Below are 24,312 nucleotides of genomic sequence, written 5' to 3'. Positions count from 1 at the left end.
TCATCAGTGCTATCGATGTGACGCTTTTGCGTCTTGGCCGGCATGCATGGCGCCCCGTCTCCACCCATACGATAATGCCCACCATCCCGACCACTCTGGCCCGCCTCCCGTGATCATCAACTTCGACCTCAACGACCTCCAGGCCTTCCGCGCCGTGGTAGACAAGGGCAGCTTCCGTGGCGCCGCCGAGGCAATCCGAATCTCGCAACCGGCCCTCAGCCGGCGTATCGAAAAACTCGAATCCGCCCTCGACGTAAAGCTATTCGAGCGCACCACGCGGCGTGTCAGCCTGACCATGGTCGGCCGCGCGTTCCTGCCCCAGGTGGAACGTATGCTCGACGACCTCGATATCGCCTTGATGGGCATCAGTAACGTCGCGTCCACGCGCATGGGCAACGTCACCATCGCCTGTGTGCCGTCCACTGCGTACTACTTCATGCCCCACGTGATTTCCGAATTCCACAAGCTGTACCCGAAGATTCGCCTGCGGGTGCTGGATGCCAGCGCCGGTGAAGTGTGCAATGCGGTGGAGAGTGGCGAGGCGGATTTTGGCGTGAGTTTCAGCGGCAGCCTGGCGGACGAGGTCGAGTTTGAATTGTTGTTGCAGGAGCGTTATGTGCTGGCTTGCCGTCGTGATCATCCGTTGGCCGAGCGCGAGAGTGTGAGCTGGGCCGAGGCTTATGAGCACGACTACATCACTGTGGACAAAACCTCGGGTAACCGTTTCCTGCTCGACCAGGCGTTGCGGGGCGTTCGGGTGAAAAAGCCGAGTATCTGCGAGACCCATCACGTGACCACGATGATCGGGCTGGTGGAGGCGGGTTTAGGTGTGGCGATGGTACCGTCAATTGCGATGCCGGCGGGCGATCACCCGATCCTGATGAGTGTGCCCTTGGTGGAGCCGCAAGTGATGCGCAATGTGGGCTTGATCAAGCGCCGCGGGCGGACGTTGCCACCGGCAGCGCTGGAGTTGGAGCGTTTGGTGCGGGAAATGCCGTTTCGGTCAGCGTGATACCGAGTCCAGGCCGGTGGATTGCACCACGGGTTGGGCCTGGGGCGAGGCCATGAACTGCAATAGCGCCTTGGCCTCTTGCGGGTGTTTGGCGTTTACCGGAACGCCTGCCGCAAAGCGCGTAACAGACTGCACATCTTCCGGGATCTTGCCGACATACGTCACGCCCTTCACCGGCAGCAATTCTGCCACCTGCTGCAAGCCGACTTCGTATTCCCCCTTGGCGACCTGTTCGGCCACCGGGATGCGTTCGATCATGGTGCCTTTGGCCGGCATGCCGAGTTTTTTGAACAGCTCTTTCTCGACATAAACACCGCTGGCGCTGTCCGAGTACGCCACGGATTTGGCCTTGCTCAGCACTGCCTTGAGTTCGGCATCAGTACCGATCGCAGGTTTGGCCGCACCGTCCTTCACCACCAGGCCGATTCGTGAATCCGCCAGCTCGACCCGCGATGCGGGGTCGACCTTGCCCTGCTTGATCAACTCCTCCAGGGCATAACCGACCATGATCACCACATCCGCCTGTTCACCACGGGCCAGGCGGTTGGGAATCGCTTCCAGCGCCTTGCCCATCGACGGCCCCAGGATCGTGTCGAGGGTGTCGCCGCTTTGCTGGGCATATTGCGGGCCGAGCAACTTATACGCGGCGGTGAAACCTCCAGAGGTCATTACCTTGAGCTCTTCGGCCTGGGCCGCCAGCGCCAGGGCGCCGAGGGTCAGTGCCGTCAACGTCTTGAGCAATGGCTTCATCACGCCGCCTCCTGCATCACCTGGCCACGGGTGTTGGCGCGGCGATACAGCGCCAGGGTCGAGCACAGGGCGCACAGCGCGGCAAACATCATCCAGTAGGCCGGCGAAGCCTTGTCTTCGGTAATGTGAATAAACCAAGTGGAGATCGCCGGGGTGAAGCCACCGAAGATCGCCGTCGCCAGGCTATAGGCCAGGGAGAAACCCGCCACGCGCACTTCTACCGGCATGATTTCGGTGAGTGCCGGGATCATCGCGCCGTTGTACATGCCGTAGAGGAAGGAGAACCACAGCAGGGTTTCCAGCATATGGCCGAAGCTCGGCGCGTTCACCACGTAGGACAACGCTGGATAAGCGGTCAGAACGGTCAGCACCGTCATGGCGATCAACACCGGTTTGCGGCCAAAACGGTCGCTCAGGGTGCCACCGATCGGCAGCCAGACAAAGTTCGAAACGGCCACCAGCAAGGTCACCAGCAGAGCATCGGACGTGCTCAGTTGCAGTACGGTCTTGCCGAAGGTCGGGGCGTATACAGTGATCAAATAGAACGCTGTGGTCGTCATGGCCACCATCAGCATGCCGCCGATCACCACGGTCCAGTTTTTCACCAGCGTCGCCAGCACTTCGCGCATAGTCGGGCGATGTTTACGGTTGGCGAACTCTTCGGTTTCCTGCAGGTTGCGACGCAGCACGAAGATAAACGGAATGATCACGCACCCGACGGCGAAGGGAATACGCCAGCCCCAGTCGGCTACCACCGCGGGCTCCATCCACACGTTCAGGCCATAGCCGAGGGCAGCGGCGACCACGATGGAGATCTGTTGGCTGCCCGACTGCCAACTGGTGTAGAACCCCTTGCGGCCCGGAGTGGCCATTTCGGACAGGTAAACCGACACACCGCCCAGTTCCGCACCGGCCGAGAAGCCTTGCAGCAAGCGACCCAGCAGCACCAGCAACGGCGCCCACAGGCCGATAGTGTGATAACCCGGTACCAGCACGATCAGCAGCGTACCGCTGGCCATGATCGACAAGGTCACGATCAAGCCTTTGCGGCGACCGACATCATCGATGTAGGCACCCAAAATGATTGCGCCCAATGGCCGCATCAGGAAGCCGGCACCGAACACGGCGAAGGTCATCATTAATGACGCAAACTCATTAGCGGCCGGGAAGAATGCAGCAGCGATGTAGGTGGCATAGAAACCGAACAGGAAGAAGTCGAACTGTTCGAGGAAGTTGCCCGAAGTGACGCGGAAAACCGCACCGATTTTCGAGCGGGCAGAGTCGGGCCGGGAAGGGCTAGTCATGGTTTTGTGTCTCCAGCGTTCTTTTTAAAGTGCTTGTTTCGCTTAAGACTTGGGATAGTGGCTGACACATTTAGAAATGATAAGTGAAAAATTTGGATAGATTGATGCGCATTGGCTATCAATCGGTGCATCTTTCAAAAGCCCTGCCTTGATCTATGCTTGAGGCTGTGTCCAATTCTTACGGATGGGAGGTGGCTATGGGGAACGAGCAGAAGCAGCACGACGAGTCGGAGCATGAACAGACCCGGCAACAACGTGAGGATGAAAAACCGCAAACCTGGAAGCATCCTGATGATGGGACAGAGCTTTCAGAACGGGATCAGGAACGCCCGCTGAAACCCTGAGTATCAGGACAAACGCGGTCAAATTGTGGGAGCCTATCCGAAAAAGCTGGGCAAACGCCTGCGCCAGAGACCTGGAGACCCATCACACTAGCAACGAGGTCGGAAACCCGGAAGCCAGTACCAGGTAAGCCACTACCGCCGCCAGGCATAGACCGACAAAAACCCGCAACAATGTCCTGGCGGTAGGGTGGACGATGTATTTGATGGCCCAGAACAAAACCCCGCTGAGCAGCAGGCTAAGGGCGAAAATGACCAGCACAATGGTGTACCTGTAACCTTCAAGAGCTGATTTATAGTCCCAAAGCCGCTGGATGAACAGTGCGCACATAGACGCAGCCCTGCGGCCTTTCTAAACTGCCGCTTGTCTTGGGGAAAGGGGCAGGTGCAGATGAATCGCAATGAATTACGCAAGGCCGACATCAATCTGATGGTGGTCTTCGAAGCACTGATGCTCGAGCGCAATGTGACGCGGGTGGCGGAGAAGCTGTTTCTCGGTCAGCCGACCATCAGCTCGGCCCTCAACCGCCTGCGCACATTGTTCAACGACCCGCTGTTCATTCGCGTCGGCCATCGCATGGAGCCCACGGCTCGCGCCGAGGAAATTATCCAACATCTGTCGCCGGCCTTGGACTCCCTGTCTTCGGCCCTGAGCCTGACCCACGATTTTGATCCGTCCATCAGCACCATGACCTTCCGCATCGGCTTGTCCGATGACGTAGAGTTCGGCTTGCTGCCGCCGTTGCTGCGGGCCTTGCGCCAGGAAGCGCCGCAGGTGGTGTTCGTGGTGCAGCATGTGGATTACTGGCGCATCCCCGACCTGCTGGCTTCCGGCGATATCACCGTCGGCATCACCCAGACCCGCGGCCTGCCGGCGAATGCCAAGCGCAAGCTGTTGCGACATATCCGCCCCTGCCTGCTGCGCGCAGATGCATCGGACACGCCGCTGACCCTCGACGAATATTGCGCACGGCCCCATGTGCTGGTGTCCCATACTGCCAACGTGGCCGGGTTTGCCGATGAGTGGCTGGCGGAGGTGGGTCGCAAACGCCATGTGGTGCTGTCGGTGCCGCAGTACAGCTCGTTGCCGGCGCTGCTTGCCGGCACCGACATGATCGCCAGCCTGCCGGACTACACCGCCCAGGCCATGGCTGCCAGCGGGAACCTGTTCTGCGAGCCGTTTCCGTTCGAAACCCCGACCCTGGACTTGTCGATGGTCTGGCTCAGCCACGTCGACACCGACCCGGCGGAACGCTGGATGCGGTCGCGGTTGGAGGCTTTCATGAGTGATCGAGGGCTGGTGAACAAAGCCTGAAGCTTTCCCTGCAGGCCTGCTTAAAAACCGCTAATTCTGCAAATGCGTTTCTTGAGCGGGGTTGCTAATGAGGGGCGTACGCAAAATACGGATGCGTTGCTCGGAATGATATGCACCTGCTTCCGTAAATCTCAGGAATGCTCGCGAGCATCGCTTACAGCCCCAAATGCTTGAAATATTATAGGGAAAGAATTCAAGGCAGACAGGGGCGTCTTCAGACCAGAAATGGGTACCGTCCGGATGGTATTCATCAAGGCTGGGGTCTTGATCTTTATCGATCGTGATTTCGCCTATGAAGCGCAAAAGGTTGCTCGCCTCGAGTACCTTGGGCAAGGTCTCCCACCCCTGCGACAAGCCTCGAATACACGCGCAGGCAGTAGACTCCGACGAAGAGCGTTCGGCGATCTGCCTGATATGGTCGGGTGTGAGTATCATTTTATGCAGTTCCAGACGGTAATAACTCAGATTCGATTTTTGCTTAGAACCAGTTTGTTCAAACAACTTTCAATTCTAGGTAAAACAAACTGCAGTATCTTCGGCATGGTGTGGATAGGCAGCTGGCAGCATGCGAAATACAACGCCATGGTAGGGGAGAGACTGACCCCAAGAGCAGACCACAATAGGCCAACATTTCTATTGCCGCCGTTGAGTGCCATGGTGAACTTCGACATCAGTGACCCGGGATATAAACAGCCCATGAGCAGTTGCAGGCAAACGTTTATGCCGTAGGCGATGGCGATCATTGAAATGGCCAACGAAGGGGTCTCCAGAATAACCTGCTGCATGCCCGCCATCGTTCCTACTGCAAAGAGGAAAAGAGCGATCACGACAATACCGTCGATAGCCAAGCCGTGTGTGGCGACGAACGTTTGCGAAAAGCGGCGTATCAATATCGCGGCCCCTTCGGCGCCTCCTATCAGCACGACCAGTCTGATCGCCAGATCAATAGGGTTTAAAGAGAGTGAAAGGCCGTCTGCGAATAGGTGGAGTATCAGGGGAGCGGTGATAGGGATAATTGCCATTGAGCAGAGCGCAGTCACCAGTGACATCGAAGGGTCAAGCCCAAGCATTCTCGCGACTGCTGCATTTCCGCTGGCCGGCGGGGCGGCAACAGCGATAGCTATCGCAAGGGACAGTTCCTGATTACCGCTGAGGTAAAGCGAAAGCATTCCGAAAAGATAAGGGCAAGCAACCACCATCAAGACTGGAAATATCAGGGATATTTTCAAGTTTTTTGCCGCAGTGATGACTTCAGCGTTGTTGATGCGCAGGAGCGTGCCTAGAACGAATATGAAGACCATGACGGGGAGCAACGGTCTCGCCAAATCTGCCAGATAGGGGATAGCCAATCCAATCGCGCAACCGCAGGCGAGTACGGTAGGCCCTCTGCGCGTGATTTCGGGCAGGATTCTATGCATATATGGGATTCTCGAGGCGGCGTCCCTCTCGGGACGCTTCTATTTAGTTACGCAGCGTTATTTCAGGTGTGACAGAGGGCGGTGGTGAGTTCTTGGATTGTCTTACTACCAGGCGTCCATCAATCAGGACCGAGGTGATACTTGGAAGGTCACCACTGCTGAAACTGCCCAGTACGCTGGGCTCTGCTCCACCGAGCGGCCCACACGCGATCAGAATGTCGGCTTCTCTTCCGACCTTTAGAACCCCGCGGTTCAACTTGCGTACCTTTGCAGTGTTACCCGTGGCAAAGCAGACGGCCTTTTCCGGGGGGACGTCGCCGAAACTACTGAGCAAGGCAATTGCTCTGAGCATGCCCAGCGCAGGAACGCCGCACCCGGCTGGAGAATCTGTTCCAATGACTATGCGATCAAGTTGGTTCATTTCTCGTGCGTAATTCAGTGTGGTCACTGCCGCGAACTCGTTCCCGTTATGCACGATTTCCAAGGCGCCCAGGCAGCCTTCACACAGGCACCTGATCTGGCTTGGTGCCAGTGCGGTATAACCGCCATTGATATGGCCAATGATGTCGGGCGCAATTTCAAGGATCTCTTCTGCACCCATTCTCTGCGAGGTAGAAATCGAAGGACCACCCGTGTGGGTAATGGACGTCATGCCATGCTTGCGAGCCATCTTGACCAATTCAGCTGCACGACTGACTGACTTGACAGGGCCTATCCCGACCTCTCCCAGTTGGTTGATGCCTTGGGCAACCATTTCGGCAAAGTCCTGATCCGAAAACTCGTCATTGAGCAGTGGTGCACCTGCTTCCATTTTTACCCCGCAAGGGCGCGCATTGGAGAAAGAGCGTTGGGCAGCAATTGCCATTGCGATAGTGCCGACCCTGTCGGTCGGTAGCCCTGGAACGTGCACCTCCCCGGCAGAAATCATGGTCGTTACGCCGCCCTGCAATGAGTGCCAGATCCAATTGTGGTTGCCGGAGCGTGGGCTGTATTCACCCAGGGTCGGGTGAGTGTGGTTGTCGATCAAGCCCGGCATGACAGTGCTCTGTTTCGCGTCAATCACCAGATCTGCAGTTGAAAAGTCCACTTCGACAGCCTGACCGACGTACGTGATCATTCCGTCAACACTGACCAGTGTGTCTGCATCAACGAGTGGTGCTGCGAGATCCCCCGTCAGGAAAGTGCCTATATTATGAATGATGGATGTATATGACTTAAGGTTCGACATTTTATTGACCTGTTATATCACCGAGTAACGGGTTCGAAGATTCGCCCGCCAGCGGTATTGAACGATCGAAAATTCCACAAGTTATTAGTTATGAATAAACGCTGGACCCAACGGTACGCGTGCCCCTCTGGATCGAAAGTGGGGGTAAAACTGTCACGCGAATGGAGCATGAAACGGTTATTGATGTACACCAATTTGCCAGGTTGAATATCCAATGGGCGCGCCACACTTTTAAGCGCGTCGTAAAACCTCAACAGGCTATTCTGCGCTTCGTCATCAGCGGCAATAACCATGTCCGGGTAAAATGCGGCAGTGACCCGAGGATGAGTCAGCGGTCCGCTCAGAATAGGGTATACATGAGTCTCTTTAGTTCTAGTGGAACTGTTCCTCCAGCGGTAGGGCTGACGAATAATAAAATGTTTGCCATACAGCAGTTCAATATCCACTTGTTCTAGAACTTGAAGTGCTTCCCTTGCATCGGCAACCCAGGTTTTCGGGCCGACACCGCAAGGATCACCTCGCACGCCGAGAAGCAAAAGCGCCAGTGGCGACGTGTCGCCACGTGAGTCATGAGCCTGAAAGGCGTTTTCAGTATGCAGGTCCAACTCCAGATCCGAACCATTGCCGGTATACTCGCCTACTGCCTCCGGATGCGGCACTAAATCATTGACCAGTTTCGGCCCCTCGTGTTTGATAGAGTAGGGTTCCGCTATCAAACTGCCCAGGGCGACCAATACGTTTTCAGAGAGATAACCACTTTTGAAGTTTAAGCTGTCGGCGTCGCCTTGCGGACTGCCAAAGGCGTCATCAACAGGAAGGTTCTCAAATACACAGTAAGATGCATCGTTATCTTTGAGCGATTCCAGCTTCTTCAGAAGGCGCTGGGGGAACTTCTGATAGGCTGTCATGCGAATCAGATGGATATAGTCTCGCCCTCCCGTCGGTTCGTAGCAAATGTCTATAAGCGCGTCCCGAACACTCTCTTTTTCAACGGCTGTGAGCCAGAAGCTATTGGAAGCTCCACATGAATCGTCCACACACGCTCCTTCTAAAGATCTAATTGATTTTTCATGGCTGGAGTTATAGTTAAATGACTGGCGCCAGGTGCTGAAGTTGGTCATCTCTGAGACCATTGCTAAACAGTTCCGAGGAGGGACTCTCGGCTCACTGTCAGTTATCCTGTTGATGCGGGCGAAACGAGCGTGCCACTTAGCCTAAGAGTTTGTCCGTGTATGCACCGGTAAACTGATGGGTACTAAACTTACCGTCAGCATCATATGGCTGTCCTTCATCGGTGCTGACGACTCTTGATAACCGCCCACGATGATAGGCATCCAGAAAATTGAAGAAGGTGATACTTTCTTCTCTCGCGTCAGATACCCCGTAGAGTCTGAGTTGTTCGATTATTGCACTTTCCAGTTTTGGCAACATGTACCAAGGGCAGGTTGGAAAGCAGTGGTGCGCCGTATGGTAACCAAAATTCAAAATAATCAGATTGAGAAAGGTGAACTTTCTAGCCACGGGTACCGAGAATGTATTCTGGATTTCATAGAGTTTTCCATGGGTAAGCTTTTCCCCATCCACATACACCTGCTGAAAAGAATGCTGGAAACAGTCGACGAAACGTACTACGTGTATTCTGATGAAGGAGGAGGCTTGCCATACCAGCACAAGCATCAGCGAAGACCGGGCAAACGTGACGTATGCGACAGCATAAATGCAAAGGCTGCCTACACCCCTGGTTGCCTCGCGCCTGCTTCCACTGAATATCACATGGTAGATATTGATTATCTTGATCAGGTAGTAGAAGGCTGGAATGTATATGTGTTCCGCAAAGGCGATCACCCTAAATAGTCTTGGGTAAGCGATAGAAAAACTGACGCTATCGAACCCGCCAATATCGATTTTTTCGGCATGATGGCGGACATGGTCTTTTCTATAGGCATCAAACGAGAAAAAGGAGAGACCGTTGAGGAAAGACAAACACTCTCCAACTATAGAGTTGCTTTTCTTCGATTTGAATACAGCATTATGTGCACAATCGTGGCTCAGGTACCACGACCAGATTTTTGCAAGGGCAATGAGGAGAACAGCGCCTAGAACCGCAACAATTTGCTCAATGCATGCCAGGAATATACCGGAGGCAGTCAATACCACTATCGCACCCAGCACCATCACAGAGGGCAGTAACCTTCGCTCTTTAGCTATTGAAATAAGTAGGTTTTTCGCGTTAACGTCTTTGATAGCGCGCAGATAGTGTTCAGCATAAAGTAAAGACATTAACGCCTCTCAAGCTTTTTAGCTGGTGTGGGGGCTAGCATTGAACAATCGATCATGCCTCAAGCAGGCGTAATCACTTAGTTGCGCACGTGGAAATGACGGCGAGGCTCGGGTATGTACGCGCGCAACATAAAGCGAAAGTGTTGCACTTATTCTGGTGGCTACTGATCTTTCACTGCTGCGTCTGGCGCCATCGATGGAGAGGCAACCGAGACTGCTGCGTTAGTATCCGGGGCCAGGTGTTGATCCCCGCTATCTGATTTGTAGCCGATCAGTATCACGCCGACGATGCAGCACAACACCCCAGCAATGTTCAAATAGGACAGTCCTTCTTTAAGAAGAAATACGCCAATGAAACCAAGGGCAATATTGATAATCGCGCCGGTAACGATATTGCCTGTACTGAGGTCCCATCCGCTGCGGTACATCATCAAGAAACCGATTTCCATCATTAAGATGCAAAATGCGATGCCTCCCTGAAGCCATGTCATTTGCTTCAGCCCGGCCAGCAAAGTCCCGCTACCCAAAAAGAACGGCAACATCAACGTAGACAGAATAACAATCGCCACATAAATACTGACAATTGAAACCAAGGGGTTGATCGTAGACGGTATTTTCTTCATGAGCATGTGATAGCCCACAGTCCCGAGTATCGCTACGATCGCTGATAGATAGAATGTGTATTCTTTACCTAGCACGTTCAATGCTCCTACTAACTGGGTTCAAGTTCGCGAAACGTAGTCGTTTCCAGGAAGCGCTGGTCCATGTACTCTCCGGCCACAATCGCGCCATATTTCGCAGGACTGTCGTCTGCGCAACAACTTGGCAGGCATTCCACCTTGGCGGTGTAGTCTGGATCCATGAAAAACGCCGCCGAGTGGCGCAATTTACCAGAGGTATTTATCACCCTGTGCAAGGTTGCCTTGTAGCGGTCATTCGTCCAGCGGGACATTAAATCACCGACATTGACCACAAAGGCATTTGGAATGGGCTTGACTTTGATCCAGGCGCCATCCGCACTTTGCACCTCCAATCCGCCTGTATCATTTTCCGAGATCATGGTTATCCAGCCGAAGTCTGTATGTTCTCCAGCGCCCATTGGCTCGCCATGCGTATATTGAGTGGAGGGGTAGCGTAGAACCCGTAGTTGAGCCATCGGTTTCTTGAATTTATCGTCGAAGTAATCGATAGGCATATTCAGCGCAAGGGCAAATACGTTAAGCAGCTTTTTTCCAAACGCGAGCATCTGCGAGTGATATTCCGTCATTGCCAGCTTGAAGCCGGGCAATTCCTCTGGCCATACATTGGGGCCGTAAAAAGGCAATTTCGCTTTTACAAACTCGTCGTCAAGTGGCAAGTCCGTGGCCATGTCAAATCCCTCTTTGACATCGCCTAATATACCATCCGACTTGTCTGCGCCTTCGCTGAAGTAGCCACGCATATACGCAGATTTATGGATTTCGATTTTTTCCTTGGTTTGAACAGGCAGGTCAAAAAAAGACTCAATCTGAGAGAACACTGTCGAAATAAGTGTGTTATCTACGCCGTGATTAACGACTGTGAAGAATCCGACTTCCCTGCACGCAGTGTCGATCGCCTTAACTAGGTGCGGTGATATATCTGTTCCCTGCGTCAAACTACCGACGTCAATTATGGGTATGCTTTTTTCCATAGCGGCACCATTGGCTCTAAAAAAGGCGCAAAAAGACCTAATCCATGAGTGCTGAAATGCGCAGACAGGGATAGGCCGTAAATAGGCCAGTGTCATTTATTTAGAATAAGGAACTCCGCCAACCCGCAAGCGTTGTCACAAGTACTCGACGATCCGCAGTCGCCATGTCTGCTCTTACAGGCTGGGTGGCGTAGCCTAGAATTCCCTTCTATGAAAGCCGAGGCAAATCAGATAAAGTAAGCCTGGCTTAGTTTTTTTCACCATGGAAGGGGGATGACTTAATGTTCGCAAAATTGCCGTTGACAGCCATTCGAGCGTTTGAATCCGCCGCACGACTGGGTGGGTTTAAAGCAGCTTCCGCAGAGTTGTTTGTTACCCCGGCGGCGGTATCACAACAAATAAAAACACTCGAAAACTTGCTGGGTAGTATGCTTTTTGTGCGAACTCCCCACGGTGTCAAACTCACCGATAACGGTGAGAGATTATATTCAAAGGTGCATCTTTCTTTTTTGGATATAAGCAGTAGTATGTCGACGCTGAAGCCCCCGGCCGACACCAATACACTCCGAGTTTCAACCACGCCGGCGTTCGCCTCGTTATGGCTGATCCCTCGGCTGGCTAAGTTTTATAGTGAACATCCTGACATTCATGTAAGTATTGAAACCAGTAATGAAGTGGTCGATTTATTCCGTGACTCATCTGTGGACTTGGCTATTCGTTGTGGATTTCGCGATTTTCCAGACTTGTACAGTCAAGCGCTGATGCGCGAGCAGTTTGGCGTGTTCTCCCACGCTCACTGGAAGGAAGAAGAAGTTGAAACTTCGCTGAAACTTATAAATATACGTTGGGCTACGTCATCGCCCGCTTCAATTAGTTGGGCCGCTTGGTGCGCAGCTGCGAATCATGAAGGTTGGCTCGCAAAAGCTGTCTTGCGTGAGTACAACGATGAACATTTTGCACTCCAGGCCGCTATTGCCGGGCATGGTTTGACGCTGGCGAGCACGGTCCTGGCGGCAGACTACGTTGCCAATGGATTGCTGATTCCTTATAGACCGGACATCAAGATTCCTGGCGCGCAGTTTTCAGCCGTATGCGTTCCAGGGCGTGAACGTTCAGGAGCCGTAAAAAAGTTTCTGGCATGGATGGTCAAGGTGATAGCTGGCTGTCATGCCGATTATCAAGTTGCTCGGGATGACGCGTCGCAGACTGTCACTAAGCGCCGCGCATCACTGGCCATTTGATAATGAGGCCGACAATGCTGTGTTGCGCCTGAACCCCGTGCTGGTGGCTTGCATATAAGCTCGGTTCCTACAGCAAGCCCTGATCTGCGCACACTCTCACCACTTGCTCGCGAAACCAGGTATTGGCGCTGTCCTGCCCACTGGTTTCGTTCCACTGCATATCCAGAGTGAATCCCGGCAGACCGTTGGGGGCCTCGCACACACCGAACACCGGTGTCGGCGCCAGCAACTTCTGCACACGGCGGGGCAGGGTGACGATGAAGTCGGTGCCGGCAATCATCTTCAATGCCGCGCTGTAGCTGTTGGCCCGCGCGATCACCTGGCGCTTGCGGGCCTGGCGTGCGAGCCAGCCGTCGATCATGTTGGTGTCGGAGCTCCACGGCGTGGGAAATACGTGGCGACGCTCGACGAAGGACTGCAGGCTGAATGCCGGTTCCCGGGGGGCCGAGCGTTGGTCAAACACGCAGACCAGGTCGTCTTCGAGCAGCATCTGTGTCTTGAAGTCTTTATGGGCGCGGTGAAAGTGCGGGCCGAAGCAGATCACCAAGTCGAGGCGACCTTCACGCAGGTCGTCGGCGGGGATGTCGGTTTCCAGCTTTTGTACATTGACGATCACCGGCAGGTCGGCGTGGTCGAAGTGCTTCAGCAGGCGCGGCAGGATCAGTTGTTCGAAGTATTCCGGGGCGCACACATTGAAGGTCACGGCCTGCTGGGTCGGGTCGAAGGTCTGGCCACCGGCGTGACACAGGTTGATGCTTTCCAGGATCTTCTGCACATGCCCGTACATGGTGGTGGCCTTGTACGTCGGACGCATGCCAGCCCGCGTGTTGATAAACAGCTCATCCTCAAAGCTGGTGCGCAGCTTCTTCAGGCTGTAGCTCACGGTGGACTGGCTGACGAACAGCGTCTCTGACACATCGGTAACGCTGCTCTGGTCGTAGACGGCGATGAACACCATCAGATCCTGCATATCGAGCTTTCTGAGCAAGTTACTGTTTAGCATCGGTTTCGTCCGTAAACCCTTTGTACCGAATTCAGTACAAGACTGGGCAAAATGTTAACGGAACGCTCGTGCCAATAGAAAGCTCTGTAGGACCATTCAATGTTTCGTGTGGGACAAAAAATGTTTACAACACGACGTCAGCGGATATGTTGCGCGTAATGCTTCGGATCAAAGCGTAGGACGATCAGCAGCATCAGCACGATCACCGCCGTCAATGACCACCAGGCCCATTCAAAGCTGCCCAGTTGGTCGCGGATCATGCCGGCGATCAGTGGCGAGAGGCCGGCGATCAGGTAACCGATGCCTTGCACAAACGCAGTCAGGCCACCCGCGCGGCGCGGGTTATCGAGGTGGTCGAGGGACAGGATCAGGCTCATCGGAAACAGGCCGCCAATACCCAGGCCGAGCAGGCACGGCCATAGCAGGCTCCAGTGTTGCGGGCTGAGAATAAGGCCGCAGAACCCCAGGATGATCAGCACCAGCAGCACCGCGACCACACCGCGTTTGTCCTGGCGGCGGTTGGCAATCGCCGGGGTGACCAGCCCGGAGACCACTTCCATGGCAGTCAAAAAGCCCAGCAGCAAGCCTGCACTCTGTTCGCTCCAGCCCTGCTCGACGTAGTACGGCGCCAGCCAGGCCAACACACAGGTGTAGGACGCGGTGCCGAGACCGAAAAAGATCGCCAGCAACCAGGCGCGGCGATTGCCGAAGAATGATTCCTGCGCGCTTGAACCGGCTTGGGGCAATGGCGGCAAGACCGCCCGCTGCGCATACCAAAACATCAGGGCCAGCAGCGCCAGCGCCGCCCAGATTGCCAGGCCGATGCGCCAACTGCCGGTTTGCACTTGCACCAAGGGTGAGAACGACGCAGCCAGCGCGGCGCCGCCCATGATGGCGGTGACATACAGGCCCATGAACAGCGAAACGTTAGCGCTGAACCGTGACTTGATCAGCGCCGGCATCAGCGCCTGGATCAGCGCAATACCGATACCCGCGGCAATGGCGCTGACGATCAGCTCCAGCGCCGAATCCAGGAACAGCCGCGACAAGGTCGCCACGCCGATGACCAACAGCGACAGCACAATGCTGCGATGTTCGCCCCAACGCTTGGCCAGGCCCATGCCAAAGAACATCGCCAGGCCCATGGCCATGACCGGCAACATGGTCAGCAAGGCGGCGCTGCTGAAACTCAACGGCACATCCGCACGAATCGACGACAACAACGGCCCCACGGCCGCCATCGACGGCCGCAGGTTTAGGGCGACCAGCACCACGCTGATCATCAGCCAGACAGCGGTGGTGGGTTTTGCCTGAACGTTTTCCATGGGTCTGCCTTGAGTGAACAAGGGCGGATCAGGCCATGCATGGGCGCACGGAGCAAATCAGAAAGTCGCAGGGGTTATTTAAAAATTGCAGATGCCGGGCATACCGTCTCCCACAGCCCTTGGTCGATTTCAATCAGCGTCGGCCCCTGGCGATCAGCGGCGGTACGCAATGCCGCGCGCAGAGATTCGATGCCATTGATGCTTTCTGCCGCACAACCCATCGCCTTGGCTATGCCGATAAAATCCGGGGTGTAGATGTCCACGCCTACGGGTTCGATGGCGCGGTTGAGCATGTATTTCTTGATCTCTTCATAGCCCTGGTTATTCCACAACAGCACAATCACCGGTGTACGCGCTTGCACCGCGCTGGCCAGTTCCGGCAGGGTAAATTGCAGCCCGCCATCGCCGATCAGGCACACCACGGGTTGCCCGTCACCGCGCCCGAGCCAGGCGCCGATGGCCGCGGGCAGGGCATAACCCAGGGTGCCGTAGCCGGTGGATGAGTTGAACCAGCGGCGTGGGTGGTCGAGGTTCAGGGCCAGGTTTGCGCTGTACACCGGCTGGGTGGAGTCGCCCACCAGCACGGCGCCGGGCAGTTCATCCAGGACGGTGTTGAGCAACCGCGTTTGTATGCGGGTGGCGGTATCCCAGGTGGGCTCCAGTTCGGCCCACAAACGGGCGACGCGAGCTGCGCCCCACTCGGTATTGCGCGGCGCCAGCGGCTCGCGGTTGAGTTCGGTGAGCAAGGCCTCGGCGGCGATGTGTGCGTCGGCCACCAGCGCTACCTGGGGCGGGTAGTTGCGTACGGTCTGGTCCGGGTCGATATCGACACGCAGCAGCGCGCCGGGAATCTTGAAGCCGCCGGCGAAGGTCACGTCGTAGTCGGTTTCCGCCAGTTCCGTACCGATGGCCAGCACCACATCGGCCTCGGCGATCAGGGCGCGGGTGGCCACCAGGGTTTGGGTCGAGCCGATCAACAGTGGGTGTGCTGCAGGTAGCAGGCCTTTGGCATTGATGGTCAGGGCCATGGGTGCACCGAGGGCTTCGGCCAGGCGGGTCAATTCGGGCGCGGCATCGATGGCACCGCCACCGGCCAGGATCAGTGGGCGCTTGGCGGCGCCGAGCAAGCGGCTCATCTGCTTGACCGCCGCCGGTGCCGCACCGGCGCGGGCCACGCTGACCGGCTCACTGCCCAGCAGCGCATCGGCGTTTTCCACCAACACATCCAACGGGATCTCGATGTGCACCGGGCGCGGCCGGCCCGCCTGGAACAGCGCAAATGCCCGCGCCAGCACGCCGGGCAACTCCGCCGCCGACATCAAGGTATGGGAGAACGCCGCCACGCCTGCCACCAGTGCGCTCTGGTTGGGCAACTCATGCAACTTGCCGCGCCCGCCACCCAACTGGCTGCGCGACTGCACGCTGGAAATCACCAGCATCGGGATCGAGTCGGCATAGGCCTGGCCCATGGCCGTGGCGATGTTGGTCATGCCGGGCCCGGTGATGATGAAGCACACGCCGGGCTTGCCGCTGGTGCGCGCATAACCGTCGGCCATAAAGCCGGCGCCCTGTTCGTGGCGTGGGGTAACGTGACGGATACTGGAACGCGCCAAACCGCGGTACAACTCCACGGTGTGTACGCCGGGGATGCCGAACACGTGGTCCACGCCATAGCTTTCCAGAAGGTTGACCAATACTTCGCCGCAGGTCGCCATATATGTCGCTCTTGTTATGGGGTTGAGGCGCTATTGGAGCGGCAGGCCGGTAGCGGCAACAATCGATAAAAAGTCATACTAGCCATGTCCCCACATCATGGCTGCGCCCCGATGAAACGCCTTCCGCCGTTGCCCGCGTTGCATACCTTTTGGGTCACCGCCCAGTGCTGCAACTTCACGCGTGCCGCCGAGCAGCTGCACATCACCCAGGGCGCGGTGAGCCGCCAGATCGCCGGGTTGGAAAACCATTTGGGCTATGCCTTGTTCCTGCGCCAGGCGCGGGGCTTGAGCCTGACCCAGGAAGGTCGCGAGTGGGCACTGCGGGTGCAGCGGGTGTTCGGCTTGATCGGCGAGGCCGTAGAGCAGATCGGCAGCCGCCGTGGGGTCGTGCAACTCAAGGCGTCCACCTGCGTCATACGCTGGCTGCTGCCGCGCTTGCTGCAATGGCAAAAGGAGCGCCCGGATGTGCCAGTGGAACTCACCACCACCGTGGCCTATACCGTGGACTTTCGCCGCGAGCCATTCGACGCGGCGGTGATCTATGCGCCCATCGCTGAGCAGGCCGCCGAGGCCCGGCATCTGTTCGATGAACAACTGACCCCGGTGTGTGCGCCGGCGCTGCTGGAGGGCTTGCACACGCCGGCTGATCTGCAGCAACAGGTGCTGTTGCATCCCACGCGGGATGAACGGGATTGGGCGCTGTGGTTGAAGGCGGCGGATACGCACCTGACTAATCTCAGCCAGGGGCATCATTTCGAAACACTGGACCTGGCGATGACGGTGGCGTCACAAGGCTCCGGCGTGGCGATCGGTGATCGTGCGTTGATTGGCGAGGATCTGAAGGCAGGGCGGCTGGCAACGCCGTTTGAGCTGCGGGTGCCGACGGGGATGGGGTATTACCTGGTGTATCCGCCGGGGACGGTGCCTTCTGCTGGGTTGTTGGCCCTGATGGATTGGCTGGTCAGCCAGGCACGAATGTGGGAGGGGGCAAACCCCCTCCCACAATTTTTGAACCGCGTTGTATCAGTAACCGACGGTGAAGCGCTTACGTGAATGCTTCGGGGTCTCCACTTCATCAATCAACGCGATGGCAAAGTCGGCAAAACTGATCGAGCTTTTGCCATCACCGTTCACCAGCAGATCATCCTGGCCCAGGCGGAATTTACCGGTGCGCTCGGTTCCATCGAACAGGGCAGAGGGTGACAGGAACGTCCAATCCAATTGCTTTTCCTGACGCAGGGTTTCCAGGAATTCAGCCCCCGCACTGGCCTCGGCCTTGTATTCCGCCGGGAAGCCCGGGCTGTCGATCACCCGGCTGCCGTCCGGTAGCAGCAGCGAACCTGCACCACCCACCACCAGCAAGCGTTTCACGCCGGCCTGTTTCACCGGCCCGATCACGGCGCTGGCTGGCAAGGTGGCGAAGTGCGCAGCGCTGATCACCACGTCGCTGCCGCTGATGGCTTGTTGCAGGGCATCGGCATCCAGTGCGTCGACTTGCTTGGGCGTGACGCCCGGGCGTACGCCTAGCTTGTCGGTATTGCGGGCGATGGCGGTGACGGTGTGCCCACGGCGCAGCGCTTCTTCCAGCAGTTGGCTACCGGCACGCCCGGTGGCACCAATGATTGCGATCTTGCTCATGACGTTCTCCAACAGGGTTAGGGTTTAAAACCAATCACCACTTCATTTCGCCCTTGGCAACTTTGGCGCTCAGTTCCAGCGAGCTCTCGTCGGCGAGGGTGGGGTAACGCTTTTTCATGGCCGCGATCAGGGCGGCGGAATCCTTGGCCTTGGCGGTCTCGATGTCGAACGCCTTGATGTAGTCAGCGGTGAATTTCACCGAGGCCAGCGAAGGCGTGCCCAGGTAGTGGCCCGGAATCACGGTGCTCGGCTTCAGCTCTTCAATACGCTTAAGGGTCGCCAACCAGTCTTTATGGGATTGCGCGCCCTGGGTATCCGCCATCCACAGGTGGATGTTTTCTGCAACAACCACACCACCGACCACGGCCTTGATGGAGGGGATCCACACGAAGCTGCGATCCGGCTGCGGGCCGTCCAGCCCCACTACTTCAAGTTGTTGCCCTTCAAGGGTCAGGCTATGGCCTTGCAGTACCTGCGGCACGATGGTCTTGGCGGGCTTGTCGGCACCCATTTTCGGGCCCCAGAATTCCAGCTTGCCGGCGACGGTGGCGTTGATATGGTCGACCACCGGTTGCGGGGCCAGTACCTTGGCATCGGGGAATGCGGCGGTCAGGGTGTCGAGGCCGAAGTAGTAGTCCGGGTCGCCATGGCTGATGTAGATGGTGGTCAGGTGCTTGCCGCTGGCGCGGATTTTCTGTACCAGTTGTTCGGCTTGGCCTTTGCCGAATTGCGCATCCACCAGGATCGCGTCTTTCGCGCCGCTCACCAGCACCGAGCTGACCGGGAAGATTGCGGCTTCGCCTGGGTTGTAGACGTCAAGTTTCAGCTCTGCCGCTGCGGCGTGGGCGGCGAAGGCCAGGGCAGCAGTGGCCAGGGTCAAGCGTTTGAGGGTCGAGAACATCGGGCAGCTCCTGCCATGGGTAAGGGGTGAACAGAGCTTAGTTGCATAAAACACAACAAAAAATGCGATGCTTGGACATAGTTTGTTTCTGAAATCGGGCAAATCATGGATCGTCTTCAAGCAATGCGCGTGTTTGTCACCGTGGTGGACCTGGGCAGCCAGTCCGCTGCTGCCGACCACCTCGACCTGTCGCGACCGGTGGTTTCGCGCTATCTGGCCGAGCTGGAGGACTGGGTTGGTGCACGCCTGCTGCACCGCACCACGCGCAAGCTCAGCCTCACCGCGGCAGGAGGTGAAACCCTGCCGCGCTGCCGGCAATTGCTGGAGCTGTGCTGCGATATGCAGGCCGCCGTCAGCGAACCGGATGAGGCGCCACGCGGGCAACTGCGGCTGAGTGTCAGCACCTCGTTCGGTCAGTCGCAGTTGGCCGGGGTTATCGCTGAGTACGTCAAACGCTACCCCTTGGTGACGGTTGATCTGCAAATGCTCGACCGTACCGTCAACCTGGTGGATGAACGTATTGACCTGGCCATTCGCACCAGCAATGACCTGGACCCGAACCTGATCGCCCGGCGCCTGACGGTCTGCCGTTCGGTAGTGTGCGCAACCCCGGCCTATCTGGCAGAGCACCCGGCCCCGCGAAAAGTCGAAGACCTGGCCCGGCATAACTGCCTGACCCACTCTTACTTCGGCAAAAGCCTGTGGCATTTCGAAGAGCACGGCGAACACGTGTCGGTGCCGATACACGGCAATATCACCGCCAACGAGGCCAGCACCTTGTTGCGCCTGACATTGGCCGGGGCAGGCGTGGCCATGTTGCCCAGTTACCAGGCCGGTGACTTGATCCGCAGCGGTGAACTGGTGCGTTTGCTGCCCGACGCCGAGCCGCGGCAGATGAACATCTACGCGGTGTACGCCTCGCGCAAACACATGCCCTCGGCGCTGCGCAGCCTGTTGGATTTTCTGGTGCTGCGGTTTCCCGAGGAGCCTGTGTGGGATGTCGGTCTCTAGGCCGACATAAATCTGTTGAATGGCGCCCAATAATGGCAACTCGCCCTGACTGACCTATGCTTTAAACAGCACCCTGTAGATCCGTTCAGAGGTCTGTGCCATGAGCATCAAAACCAGAAAGTACCTGACGATTTTTACCCTCTGCGCATTGGCTACGGCGCTGTACGGGACTGCCGCTTACCGCGTTGAGCAAACCCGCATGCAGCCGGCGGCTTTCGCCTTCAGCTGCCATCAAGGCCAATGCGTTCCGCGCACCGGCAGTTTCAGCGCGCTCAGGTAGGCTGATCGGCTTTAAGTTGCTCGCGAAAAGCCTTGGGTGAAAACCCGACTCGACGGCGAAACAGCCGCGAGAAATTGGTCGGATCGGAAAAACCCAGCACCTCGGACATCTCATTGATGGTCATGCTGGTGTAGGTCAGCAGGCGCTTGGCTTCCAGCAACTGGCGGTCATGCATGATCTGCAACGCAGGCTGCCCGCCCAATTCCCGACATGTCCCGTTCAAATGTGAGACCGAGATGCCCAGCTTGTGGGCCAAGTCTTCAATCTTTGGGTGCTCGCGGTAATGCTGTTCGACCAATTGGGTGAAGCGCCGAAAATACTCACGACCACGCGGCGCCCGTGGATGACGGCGTTGGATCGCCTGGCGGCTGACCCACACCAGCAGCACGCTGACCAGGGCGTGCAACATCATGTCCCGGGCTGGTTGCTCGTCGGCGTATTCGTCCTGCAAGCGGGCGAACAGGTTGTTCAAGTAATCGCTGTCCTTGCCCGCCGGGTAACTGCCCAGGGTTTGCAGGCCATCGATGGTATCGCCCAGTTGCGCCTGCAAGTGGCTGACCAGCGGCGCCGATAGGGTCACCACGTAACCTTGCACATCTTCGGAAAAACGAAAGCCATGCACGCAGAGCGGGGGCAGCACTTGCAGGCTCGACTCGTTGAGCGTGGTGCGCTGGCCTTCGATCTCCAGCTGTGCCTGGCCTTTGTGTACATACAGTAACTGGCACAGATCCGCGTGCCGGTGGGGCTGGATTTCCCACTGGTATTCCCGACTGCGTCGGGAAATGGTTTCGCAGTGCAACAAATCGGGAGTCGGCCACTGCTGGCTTTCCCCGTAAAGCTTGAAGACCGGAATCGCGGTTTTGGTCATGGTTTCAATCCGATACTCAGGATAGTGGTTCGGTAATCGCCCCGATTGGCGAAAAGCGCAGGCTTTGACGCAGTTTTCACCTTCTTATGCTGCTCGCTCAAGTGAAAAATGTCAGCCACAAGACGAATGACAACTCTTTCACTCTATCCGTTCGGGTGAAGCATGAAGGCCATAAAAATAATGAAAACCCTGAGAACCCAAGTCGCCATTATCGGCGCCGGTCCATCCGGATTGCTGCTCGGCCAGTTGTTGCACAACGCTGGCATCCAAACCCTTATTCTAGAGCGCCAGAGCGCTGATTACGTGCAAGGCCGCATCCGAGCTGGCGTGCTGGAGCAGGGCATGGTCGACCTGCTGCGCGAGGCTGGGGTCAGCCAACGCATGGATGCTGAAGGGCTGGTGCATGACGGTTTTGAAATTGCGCTCAATGAGCAGCTCATCCCTATCGACCTCAAGACCCTGACCGGTGGCCGGTCGGTGATGATTTACGGCCAGACCGAAGTGACCCGCGACCTGATGGCGGCCCGCGCAGCCGCTGGCGCTTGCACCCTGTACGAAGCGTCCGATGTACAGCCCCACGACCTCAACGGTGAGCAGCCCTGGCTGACGTTCGAGCATGAAGGTCAAGCCTGTCGCCTGGAGTGCGACTATATCGCCGGTTGCGATGGCTTCCATGGCGTAGCCCGCCAATCGATTCCGGCCGAGGCGTTGAAGGTGTTCGAACGGGTTTATCCCTTTGGTTGGCTGGGAGTGCTCGCTGACACGCCGCCGGTACATGCCGAGCTGGTGTACGCCAAGCACCCGCGAGGCTTTGCGCTGTGCAGCATGCGCTCACCGACGCGCAGCCGCTATTACCTGCAAGTGCCGCAGGACGAGGTCGTGGAGCAATGGTCGGATGCACGTTTTTGGGATGAGCTGAAAACGCGACTGCCCAGCGCATTGGCCGAACAGCTGGTGACCGGCCCGTCGCTTGAGAAAAGCATCGCGCCGCTGCGCAGCTTCGTGGTGGAGCCGATGCAGCACGGGCGCCTGTTCCTGCTAGGGGACGCCGCGCACATTGTCCCGCCCACCGGCGCCAAGGGCCTGAACCTGGCGGCCAGCGATGTAAGCACGTTGTTCCGGATCTTGCTCAAGGTGTATCGAGAAGGGCGCCTGGACCTACTGGAAAAATACTCGGCGATCTGTCTGCGGCGGGTGTGGAAAGCCGAGCGGTTTTCCTGGTGGATGACTTCGATGCTGCACCAGTTCCCCCAGGCGGACGGCTTCAGCCAGCGCATTGCCGAGAGCGAGCTGGACTATTTCATTCACTCGGACGCCGGGCGCATAACCATCGCAGAAAATTACGTCGGGCTTCCATACGAGCCTATCGAATAGCCTGCTATCGTATCGAGCATTCCCGCAGGCGATCTTTGCCTGCTGGCCCTGCTCGAAGGTTCCGCCGTGACTCACCTCAATCAGCCTGCTCCAACCGTTCCCGCCGTGCGCAGTATCCTTGCCGCGCTGATGATGGCGATCTTCCTGGGGGCCCTGGACCAGACCATTGTCGCCGTGTCCATGCCGGCCATTTCCGCGCAGTTCCATGACGTCAACCTGTTGGCCTGGGTGATCTCCGGCTACATGGTGGCGATGACGGTGGCCGTGCCGATCTATGGCAAGCTCGGCGACCTGTATGGGCGACGGCCAATGATGCTGATCGGCATGGGCGCGTTCACCCTGGCGTCGCTGTTCTGTGGCATGGCGCAGAGCATGGAGCAATTGGTGCTGGCACGGATTCTCCAGGGCATCGGTGCTGGCGGGATGATCTCGGTCAGCCAGGCGATCATCGGCGACATCATCCCACCCCGTGAGCGTGGGCGTTACCAGGGTTACTTCAGCAGCATGTACGCGGTAGCCAGCGTGGCCGGGCCCGTGCTGGGCGGCTATATGACCGAGTACCTGTCGTGGCGCTGGGTGTTCCTGATCAACCTGCCGCTGGGCGCTGGCGCCTGGTACCTGGCCCATCGCACCCTGGTGGGGCTGCCGGTGCCGCAGCGCAAGCCGATCATTGATTACCTGGGCACCGTGCTGATGATCATCGGCCTGACTGCCTTGCTGCTGGGCGTCACGGAAATCGGCCAGGGCCATCATTGGCGTGACACTGAAGTGTTGGGGTTCCTCGCTTGCGCGTTGCTGGCGTTGAGCGTGTTTGTATGGCACGAACGCCGTGCCCGCGAACCGTTGCTGCCCATGCACCTGTTTGCCAACCGCAGCGCGGTGTTGTGCTGGTGCACGATTTTCGTCACCAGCTTCCAGGCGATTTCCCTGACCGTGCTGATGCCCCTGCGTTACCAGACCGTGACCGGCTCCGGCGCCGAAAGCGCCGCCCTGCACCTGCTGCCGCTGGCGATGGGTTTGCCGATGGGGGCTTATTTTGCCGGGCGCATGACCTCGGTGACCGGCCGCTATAAACCGATGATCCTCAGTGGCGCGTTATTGAGCCCGCTGGCGATTCTCGGCATGGCCTACAGCGCGCCCCAGGCGGTGGGGATCACCGCTGTGTTCATGCTGTTGTGCGGGATTGCCGCCGGTATGCAGTTCCCGACCTCGTTGGTAGGCACGCAGAATTCGGTGGAGCAACGGGACATCGGCGTCGCCACCAGCACCACCAACCTGTTCCGCTCCCTGGGCGGGGCCGTGGGGGTGGCGTGTATGTCGGCGCTGTTGCTGGCACTGTTGCAGGATGCCAGTTTTGTGCACTTGGGCAGCGGCGCGCTGGTGGGCGAAGGCAGTTCCGGCAACGTGCTGCTCGACGGCCTCAACGCCGCGCCCGGCCCGGCGCAGGATGCCTTGCGCGGCGAGTTGGCGGTGACATTCCGGCATTTGCTGATGGTGAGTGCGGCGGTGTCGCTGCTTGGGTTGGCGGCGGCGATAGCGATGCCGAACCGAGTGTTGCGCGGTCGTGAAGACAAGGCGCGTTAACTGGCACCCTGATAAACCAAATGTAGGAGATCGAAATGTGGAAGGGGGCAAG

Annotated in this window: 23 protein-coding genes; 8 read left to right on the top strand and 15 right to left on the bottom strand. The window is 57.5% G+C overall.

What is annotated here, in order from left to right:
- The first annotated feature begins 109 nt into the window (after nt 1-109).
- Nucleotides 110-1,012 carry a LysR family transcriptional regulator gene (locus JFT66_RS02060; RefSeq protein ID WP_034118629.1) on the top strand — a complete coding sequence of 301 codons (903 nt, stop codon included), beginning with the start codon at nt 110-112 and terminating at the stop codon, nt 1,010-1,012.
- Here the strand turns inward: JFT66_RS02060 and JFT66_RS02055 are convergent.
- The 3 genes from JFT66_RS02055 to JFT66_RS02045 all read right to left on the bottom strand — a co-directional run bounded on the left by JFT66_RS02055 (nt 1,004) and on the right by JFT66_RS02045 (nt 3,669).
- Nucleotides 1,004-1,762 carry a substrate-binding domain-containing protein gene (locus JFT66_RS02055; RefSeq protein WP_198858664.1) on the bottom strand — a complete coding sequence of 253 codons (759 nt, stop codon included), beginning with the start codon at nt 1,760-1,762 and terminating at the stop codon, nt 1,004-1,006. The two genes, JFT66_RS02060 and JFT66_RS02055, sit on opposite strands and share 9 nt — an antisense overlap.
- Entirely contained in the window at nt 1,762-3,066 is a 1,305-nt protein-coding gene (locus JFT66_RS02050) for an MFS transporter (RefSeq protein ID WP_153837696.1), read from the bottom strand. Before JFT66_RS02050 ends, JFT66_RS02055 begins: the two co-directional genes overlap by 1 nt.
- Nucleotides 3,067-3,492: 426 nt before the next feature.
- Complete coding sequence (locus tag JFT66_RS02045; RefSeq protein WP_198809584.1) at nt 3,493-3,669, bottom strand: hypothetical protein; 177 nt, start codon at nt 3,667-3,669, stop codon at nt 3,493-3,495.
- A gap of 129 nt (nt 3,670-3,798) precedes the next feature.
- Between JFT66_RS02045 and JFT66_RS02040 the strand changes: the two genes are divergently transcribed.
- Nucleotides 3,799-4,722: a LysR substrate-binding domain-containing protein gene (locus tag JFT66_RS02040; protein WP_034118634.1), complete on the top strand. Its 924-nt coding sequence runs from the start codon at nt 3,799-3,801 to the stop codon at nt 4,720-4,722.
- Nucleotides 4,723-5,183: 461 nt separating this feature from the next.
- On the opposite strand, the gene JFT66_RS02035 is transcribed toward JFT66_RS02040, so the two are convergent.
- The 6 genes from JFT66_RS02035 to JFT66_RS02010 form a co-directional block, all read right to left on the bottom strand.
- Nucleotides 5,184-6,140, bottom strand: coding sequence for a hypothetical protein (locus tag JFT66_RS02035; RefSeq protein WP_034118636.1), 957 nt, complete (start codon nt 6,138-6,140; stop codon nt 5,184-5,186).
- Between the two features lie 43 nt (nt 6,141-6,183).
- On the bottom strand, nt 6,184-7,368 hold the full coding sequence (locus JFT66_RS02030) for an amidohydrolase family protein (protein WP_198858663.1): 1,185 nt from the start codon (nt 7,366-7,368) through the stop codon (nt 6,184-6,186).
- Nucleotides 7,369-7,385: 17 nt separating this feature from the next.
- Nucleotides 7,386-8,489, bottom strand: a complete 1,104-nt coding sequence (locus JFT66_RS02025; RefSeq protein ID WP_198858662.1) for a TauD/TfdA family dioxygenase — start codon at nt 8,487-8,489, stop codon at nt 7,386-7,388.
- A gap of 88 nt (nt 8,490-8,577) precedes the next feature.
- Nucleotides 8,578-9,648 carry a fatty acid desaturase family protein gene (locus JFT66_RS02020; RefSeq protein ID WP_198858661.1) on the bottom strand — a complete coding sequence of 357 codons (1,071 nt, stop codon included), beginning with the start codon at nt 9,646-9,648 and terminating at the stop codon, nt 8,578-8,580.
- A gap of 161 nt (nt 9,649-9,809) precedes the next feature.
- Nucleotides 9,810-10,346, bottom strand: a complete 537-nt coding sequence (locus JFT66_RS02015) for a hypothetical protein (protein ID WP_198858660.1) — start codon at nt 10,344-10,346, stop codon at nt 9,810-9,812.
- A 14-nt stretch (nt 10,347-10,360) separates the two neighbouring features.
- Nucleotides 10,361-11,320, bottom strand: a complete 960-nt coding sequence (locus JFT66_RS02010) for an isopenicillin N synthase family dioxygenase (RefSeq protein ID WP_198858659.1) — start codon at nt 11,318-11,320, stop codon at nt 10,361-10,363.
- Between the two features lie 281 nt (nt 11,321-11,601).
- Here JFT66_RS02010 and JFT66_RS02005 point away from each other — a divergent pair, with 281 nt between their 5' ends.
- Complete coding sequence (locus JFT66_RS02005; protein ID WP_198858658.1) at nt 11,602-12,561, top strand: LysR substrate-binding domain-containing protein; 960 nt, start codon at nt 11,602-11,604, stop codon at nt 12,559-12,561.
- A 67-nt stretch (nt 12,562-12,628) separates the two neighbouring features.
- Here JFT66_RS02005 and JFT66_RS02000 read toward each other — a convergent pair whose 3' ends face one another.
- From JFT66_RS02000 to JFT66_RS01990, 3 genes are all read right to left on the bottom strand, one after another.
- Nucleotides 12,629-13,564 carry a LysR family transcriptional regulator gene (locus JFT66_RS02000; RefSeq protein WP_198858657.1) on the bottom strand — a complete coding sequence of 312 codons (936 nt, stop codon included), beginning with the start codon at nt 13,562-13,564 and terminating at the stop codon, nt 12,629-12,631.
- A gap of 137 nt (nt 13,565-13,701) precedes the next feature.
- Complete coding sequence (locus tag JFT66_RS01995) at nt 13,702-14,889, bottom strand: cyanate transporter (protein ID WP_198858656.1); 1,188 nt, start codon at nt 14,887-14,889, stop codon at nt 13,702-13,704.
- A gap of 74 nt (nt 14,890-14,963) precedes the next feature.
- Nucleotides 14,964-16,604, bottom strand: coding sequence for a 5-guanidino-2-oxopentanoate decarboxylase (locus tag JFT66_RS01990; protein WP_198858655.1), 1,641 nt, complete (start codon nt 16,602-16,604; stop codon nt 14,964-14,966).
- Between the two features lie 111 nt (nt 16,605-16,715).
- Between JFT66_RS01990 and JFT66_RS01985 the strand changes: the two genes are divergently transcribed.
- Nucleotides 16,716-17,657: a LysR substrate-binding domain-containing protein gene (locus JFT66_RS01985; protein ID WP_233096984.1), complete on the top strand. Its 942-nt coding sequence runs from the start codon at nt 16,716-16,718 to the stop codon at nt 17,655-17,657.
- Here the strand turns inward: JFT66_RS01985 and JFT66_RS01980 are convergent.
- Together JFT66_RS01980 and JFT66_RS01975 are read right to left on the bottom strand one after the other, a co-directional pair.
- Nucleotides 17,628-18,242 carry an NAD(P)-dependent oxidoreductase gene (locus JFT66_RS01980; protein ID WP_198858654.1) on the bottom strand — a complete coding sequence of 205 codons (615 nt, stop codon included), beginning with the start codon at nt 18,240-18,242 and terminating at the stop codon, nt 17,628-17,630. The two genes, JFT66_RS01985 and JFT66_RS01980, sit on opposite strands and share 30 nt — an antisense overlap.
- A 34-nt stretch (nt 18,243-18,276) precedes the next feature.
- Nucleotides 18,277-19,143, bottom strand: a complete 867-nt coding sequence (locus tag JFT66_RS01975; RefSeq protein WP_034118645.1) for an MBL fold metallo-hydrolase — start codon at nt 19,141-19,143, stop codon at nt 18,277-18,279.
- A gap of 105 nt (nt 19,144-19,248) precedes the next feature.
- On the opposite strand from JFT66_RS01975, the gene JFT66_RS01970 reads away from it, so the two are divergent.
- Together JFT66_RS01970 and JFT66_RS01965 are read left to right on the top strand one after the other, a co-directional pair.
- Nucleotides 19,249-20,154 carry a LysR family transcriptional regulator gene (locus JFT66_RS01970; protein WP_153870458.1) on the top strand — a complete coding sequence of 302 codons (906 nt, stop codon included), beginning with the start codon at nt 19,249-19,251 and terminating at the stop codon, nt 20,152-20,154.
- Nucleotides 20,155-20,254: 100 nt separating this feature from the next.
- A complete protein-coding gene (locus JFT66_RS01965) occupies nt 20,255-20,434 on the top strand; it encodes a hypothetical protein (protein WP_198858653.1) in 180 nt (59 codons plus the stop codon).
- On the opposite strand, the gene JFT66_RS01960 is transcribed toward JFT66_RS01965, so the two are convergent.
- Nucleotides 20,427-21,302: a helix-turn-helix domain-containing protein gene (locus JFT66_RS01960; RefSeq protein ID WP_034118648.1), complete on the bottom strand. Its 876-nt coding sequence runs from the start codon at nt 21,300-21,302 to the stop codon at nt 20,427-20,429. The genes JFT66_RS01965 and JFT66_RS01960 overlap by 8 nt on opposite strands.
- Nucleotides 21,303-21,491: 189 nt before the next feature.
- Here JFT66_RS01960 and pobA point away from each other — a divergent pair, with 189 nt between their 5' ends.
- Both pobA and JFT66_RS01950 read left to right on the top strand, forming a co-directional pair.
- The gene (gene pobA / locus JFT66_RS01955) at nt 21,492-22,676 is read left to right on the top strand and encodes a 4-hydroxybenzoate 3-monooxygenase (protein ID WP_198858688.1); all 1,185 of its coding nucleotides are present in this window, start codon (nt 21,492-21,494) and stop codon (nt 22,674-22,676) included.
- A 66-nt stretch (nt 22,677-22,742) separates the two neighbouring features.
- Complete coding sequence (locus tag JFT66_RS01950) at nt 22,743-24,260, top strand: MDR family MFS transporter (RefSeq protein ID WP_198858652.1); 1,518 nt, start codon at nt 22,743-22,745, stop codon at nt 24,258-24,260.
- Nucleotides 24,261-24,312 lie beyond the last annotated feature (52 nt).

The organism is Pseudomonas sp. MF6755 (genome assembly GCF_016405635.1).
GTDB lineage: Bacteria > Pseudomonadota > Gammaproteobacteria > Pseudomonadales > Pseudomonadaceae > Aquipseudomonas > Aquipseudomonas haemolytica.
This window is presented reverse-complemented; position numbering and strand designations above follow the sequence as displayed.

Coding starts and splice junctions, on each gene's coding strand:
- JFT66_RS02010 (WP_198858659.1), bottom strand. CDS start 11,320: ATGGAAAAAAGCATACCCATAATTGACGTCGGTAGTTTGACGCAGGGA.
- JFT66_RS01995 (WP_198858656.1), bottom strand. CDS start 14,889: ATGGAAAACGTTCAGGCAAAACCCACCACCGCTGTCTGGCTGATGATC.
- JFT66_RS02030 (WP_198858663.1), bottom strand. CDS start 7,368: ATGTCGAACCTTAAGTCATATACATCCATCATTCATAATATAGGCACT.
- JFT66_RS01990 (WP_198858655.1), bottom strand. CDS start 16,604: ATGGCGACCTGCGGCGAAGTATTGGTCAACCTTCTGGAAAGCTATGGC.
- JFT66_RS02000 (WP_198858657.1), bottom strand. CDS start 13,564: ATGCTAAACAGTAACTTGCTCAGAAAGCTCGATATGCAGGATCTGATG.
- JFT66_RS01980 (WP_198858654.1), bottom strand. CDS start 18,242: ATGAGCAAGATCGCAATCATTGGTGCCACCGGGCGTGCCGGTAGCCAA.
- JFT66_RS01975 (WP_034118645.1), bottom strand. CDS start 19,143: ATGTTCTCGACCCTCAAACGCTTGACCCTGGCCACTGCTGCCCTGGCC.
- JFT66_RS02035 (WP_034118636.1), bottom strand. CDS start 6,140: ATGCATAGAATCCTGCCCGAAATCACGCGCAGAGGGCCTACCGTACTC.
- JFT66_RS02040 (WP_034118634.1), top strand. CDS start 3,799: ATGAATCGCAATGAATTACGCAAGGCCGACATCAATCTGATGGTGGTC.
- JFT66_RS01970 (WP_153870458.1), top strand. CDS start 19,249: ATGGATCGTCTTCAAGCAATGCGCGTGTTTGTCACCGTGGTGGACCTG.
- JFT66_RS02005 (WP_198858658.1), top strand. CDS start 11,602: ATGTTCGCAAAATTGCCGTTGACAGCCATTCGAGCGTTTGAATCCGCC.
- JFT66_RS01960 (WP_034118648.1), bottom strand. CDS start 21,302: ATGACCAAAACCGCGATTCCGGTCTTCAAGCTTTACGGGGAAAGCCAG.
- JFT66_RS02055 (WP_198858664.1), bottom strand. CDS start 1,762: ATGAAGCCATTGCTCAAGACGTTGACGGCACTGACCCTCGGCGCCCTG.
- JFT66_RS02025 (WP_198858662.1), bottom strand. CDS start 8,489: ATGACCAACTTCAGCACCTGGCGCCAGTCATTTAACTATAACTCCAGC.
- JFT66_RS01985 (WP_233096984.1), top strand. CDS start 16,716: ATGAAACGCCTTCCGCCGTTGCCCGCGTTGCATACCTTTTGGGTCACC.
- JFT66_RS01965 (WP_198858653.1), top strand. CDS start 20,255: ATGAGCATCAAAACCAGAAAGTACCTGACGATTTTTACCCTCTGCGCA.
- JFT66_RS02020 (WP_198858661.1), bottom strand. CDS start 9,648: ATGTCTTTACTTTATGCTGAACACTATCTGCGCGCTATCAAAGACGTT.
- JFT66_RS02050 (WP_153837696.1), bottom strand. CDS start 3,066: ATGACTAGCCCTTCCCGGCCCGACTCTGCCCGCTCGAAAATCGGTGCG.